Source organism: Mesorhizobium sp. M2A.F.Ca.ET.037.01.1.1 (assembly GCF_003998075.1).
Lineage (GTDB): Bacteria > Pseudomonadota > Alphaproteobacteria > Rhizobiales > Rhizobiaceae > Mesorhizobium.
In genome coordinates this window covers 1-2,804 of record NZ_RZSA01000875.1, presented here as the reverse complement: position 1 = coordinate 2,804, position 2,804 = coordinate 1, and the positions used below count along the sequence as shown (strand labels likewise).

At 64.3% G+C, this 2,804-nt stretch carries 3 protein-coding genes; 1 reads left to right on the top strand and 2 read right to left on the bottom strand.

Going from position 1 to position 2,804, the window contains the following annotated elements:
• Both EOA27_RS30570 and EOA27_RS30565 read right to left on the bottom strand, forming a co-directional pair.
• The coding region (locus tag EOA27_RS30570) for a FadR/GntR family transcriptional regulator (protein ID WP_145970633.1) at window positions 1-592 on the bottom strand (592 nt) is incomplete at its 3' end.
• Window positions 593-595: 3 nt separating this feature from the next.
• The gene (locus tag EOA27_RS30565) at window positions 596-2,038 is read right to left on the bottom strand and encodes an FAD-binding oxidoreductase (protein ID WP_127257989.1); all 1,443 of its coding nucleotides are present in this window, start codon (window positions 2,036-2,038) and stop codon (window positions 596-598) included.
• Between the two features lie 161 nt (window positions 2,039-2,199).
• Here EOA27_RS30565 and gloA point away from each other — a divergent pair, with 161 nt between their 5' ends.
• Window positions 2,200-2,613, top strand: a complete 414-nt coding sequence (gloA, locus tag EOA27_RS30560; RefSeq protein WP_127257987.1) for a lactoylglutathione lyase — start codon at window positions 2,200-2,202, stop codon at window positions 2,611-2,613.
• Window positions 2,614-2,804 lie beyond the last annotated feature (191 nt).

Here is a 2,804-nt window from a genome sequence, read left to right as displayed (position 1 = left end):
GTGTCGTGCGCGCCATGTCGTCGGATTTCTGCTGGTTGCCGGCGGCCAGGATGCTCTCGCGCACCCGTTCCGAGACGAAGACGAGGAACTGGCCCATATAGGGGTTCTGGGTCGCCTCGGCGACGGCGCGGTGGAAACCGAGGTCGTTCTTCAGCCAGGCGACGCTGCCATAGGGAGCCGTGCGCATCCCGTCGAGTGCCTGTTCCATCGCCACGATATCGGCATCGGAGCGGCGGGTCGCGGCCAGTGCGGCGATCTGCACTTCCAGCATGCCGCGCAGTTCGAACAGGTTGCGGAAGGAATCCGCCCGCTGCAAGGTTTCATAGTCGATCGTCAGCACCGTCGCGTTGGTAGCGTCGGCAACGAAGGCGCCCCTGCCCTGCTGCGACCAGATGCGGCCTTCGGAGCGCAGCCTTGCGATCGCTTCGCGCACCACGTTGCGGCTGACCCCGAACGTGGTCGCCAGCGCCTGTTCGGTCGGAAGCTGATCGCCGGGCTTCAGCCGCCCCTGCGCGATCTCGCGCGAGATGGAACTCGCCACGAGCGTGGAGAGGTGCGGACCGCGATTGACCTTGTCGAGCTTCAGCGTCATCGCTCACCTATAGTCGAGCGCGGATGCGGACGCCAGAATGCGGCCGTTGCTCAATATATGGCGCGGATCAATCGCATCCTTGATGCCTGCCGCAAGATCGAGCGCCACCGGATCGACGCGGTCGAGGAAGGCCCGCTGCTTGACCCGGCCGATGCCGTGCTCGGCGCTGATCGAGCCGCCATAGCGGTCGACGACGGCGAAAATCTCCGCTTCCGCCTCCTCGAACAGATGCTCGATCGCCTCGGCCGCCATGCCCTCCGGCGGCACGACGTTGAGATGGATGTTGCCGTCGCCGACATGGCCGTAGGTGACGGGCAGCGCGTCGGGTCTCGCCCGCCCCAATTCGAACAGTGCATCGGTGACGAAATCGGCAAGCTTCGAGATCGGCACGGAGACGTCGGTGCGCAGATAGCGGCCGCCGCGCCCCTGCCGCTCGACCATGATCTCGCGGTAGAGCCACAGGCGCTCGCCCTGCGCCCGGGTCGATGCCACGATGCCGTCCTCGACGAGATCCTCGACGCCCGCGAGAAAACTCAACAGCATATCCTTGAGGTCGATCAGTCCTCCGGACGAAACCTCGATCAGCACATAGGCGGGGTAAGGCTTGCCGAGCGGCTCGTGGAAATCCTTGCCCTCGCGCATGGTGATCTCGATGCCGCCGCGCAGGATCAGCTCGAAGGCGGTGAGCAGGTCGCTGCAGCCGCGCCGCGCCCGCGCATAGAGCGCCATCGCGTCCTCGACCGAACGCAGGCCGACGAGCGCCGTTTCGATCTGCGTCGGCCTGGGGAAGAGCTTCAGCGCCGCGGCGGTGACGATGCCGAGCGTGCCTTCCGAACCGATGAAGACCTGCTTCAGATCATAGCCGCGATTGTCCTTGCGCAGCACCTTCAGTCCGTTCCAGATCCGGCCGTCGGCCAGCACAACTTCGAGGCCGAGCACAAGGTCACGCGTCATGCCGTAACGCAGCACGTTGAAGCCGCCGGCATTGGTGGCGACATTACCGCCGATGCGGCAGCTGCCCTGCGCGCCGAAGGTGATCGGCAGGATGCAGTCGCTCTCCTCGGCAGCGCGCTTGGCATCCTCGAGGATGCAGCCGGCCTCGACCACCATGGCGAAGTCGATCGGACTGATCGAGCGGATCCTGTTCATGCGCTCCAACGAGACGACGACCTCGTTGCCGTCAGCCGCCACCGCCGCTCCGACAAGGCCGGTCAGCCCGCCCTGCGGCACGACGGGGATCCTCTCGGCATGGCAGTGCCTCATCAACGCCGACATCTCTTCCACCGAGCTGGGCCGCGCCACCGCCAGCGGGCGGCCGAAATGGTCGCCCGACCAGTCGCGGCTGTAGCGGACAAGGTCCTCTGCCTCGGTCAGTAGCCCGCCATCCGACAGCACGCCGGTGAGGGCGGCGATCAGCGATGCGGAATTGGGCGGCACGGCATTCATGAACTGAACCTGGACCCTTCCGGAAAACGACTGGACAACCACCAATCTTGTCGTGTTATCATACAACCCTGATTTAGAACATCAAGCGACGCCATGCTTCCCGAAGCCGTTTGATGTGGATGATCAGACCGGCAAATCACTGAATTCGGAGGACTTTCCCAATGAGCGACGCCCCCGGCTTTCGCTATATGCACACCATGATCAGGGTGCTCGACCTCGACAAGTCGATCGCCTTCTACACCGAAGTGCTCGGCATGACCTTGCTGCGCCGCGAGGATTATCCCGGCGGCAAGTTCACCAATGCCTTTCTCGGCTACGGGCCGGAGGACAAGGAAGCGGTCGTAGAGCTGACGCTGAACTGGGGCCGCGAGGAACCCTATGAGATCGGCACCGGCTTCGGTCATCTGGCGCTCGGCGTCAACGACATCTACGCCGTTTGCGCCGAACTGGAAAAGCGCGGCGCCAAGATCCCGCGCAAGCCCGGACCGATGCAGCACGGCACCACCCACATCGCCTTCGTCGAGGATCCGGACGGCTACAGGATCGAGCTGATCGGCTTGGACACGATGCAGTAAATTCAGCCCGGACCGCACCGGCTCACCGCCGATGCGGTCCCTTTCCGTCCGCGCTTGCTTGGGAGGCGGTGCGGATCGGTACGTCACTTTATGACTGCTATCTTGCTGCGGTCGATGGTGATGGCGACGGCGGCGATCAGCACCGCGCCGAACACCATGTTCTCCAAGAAGATATTAACGCCGACGAAGGT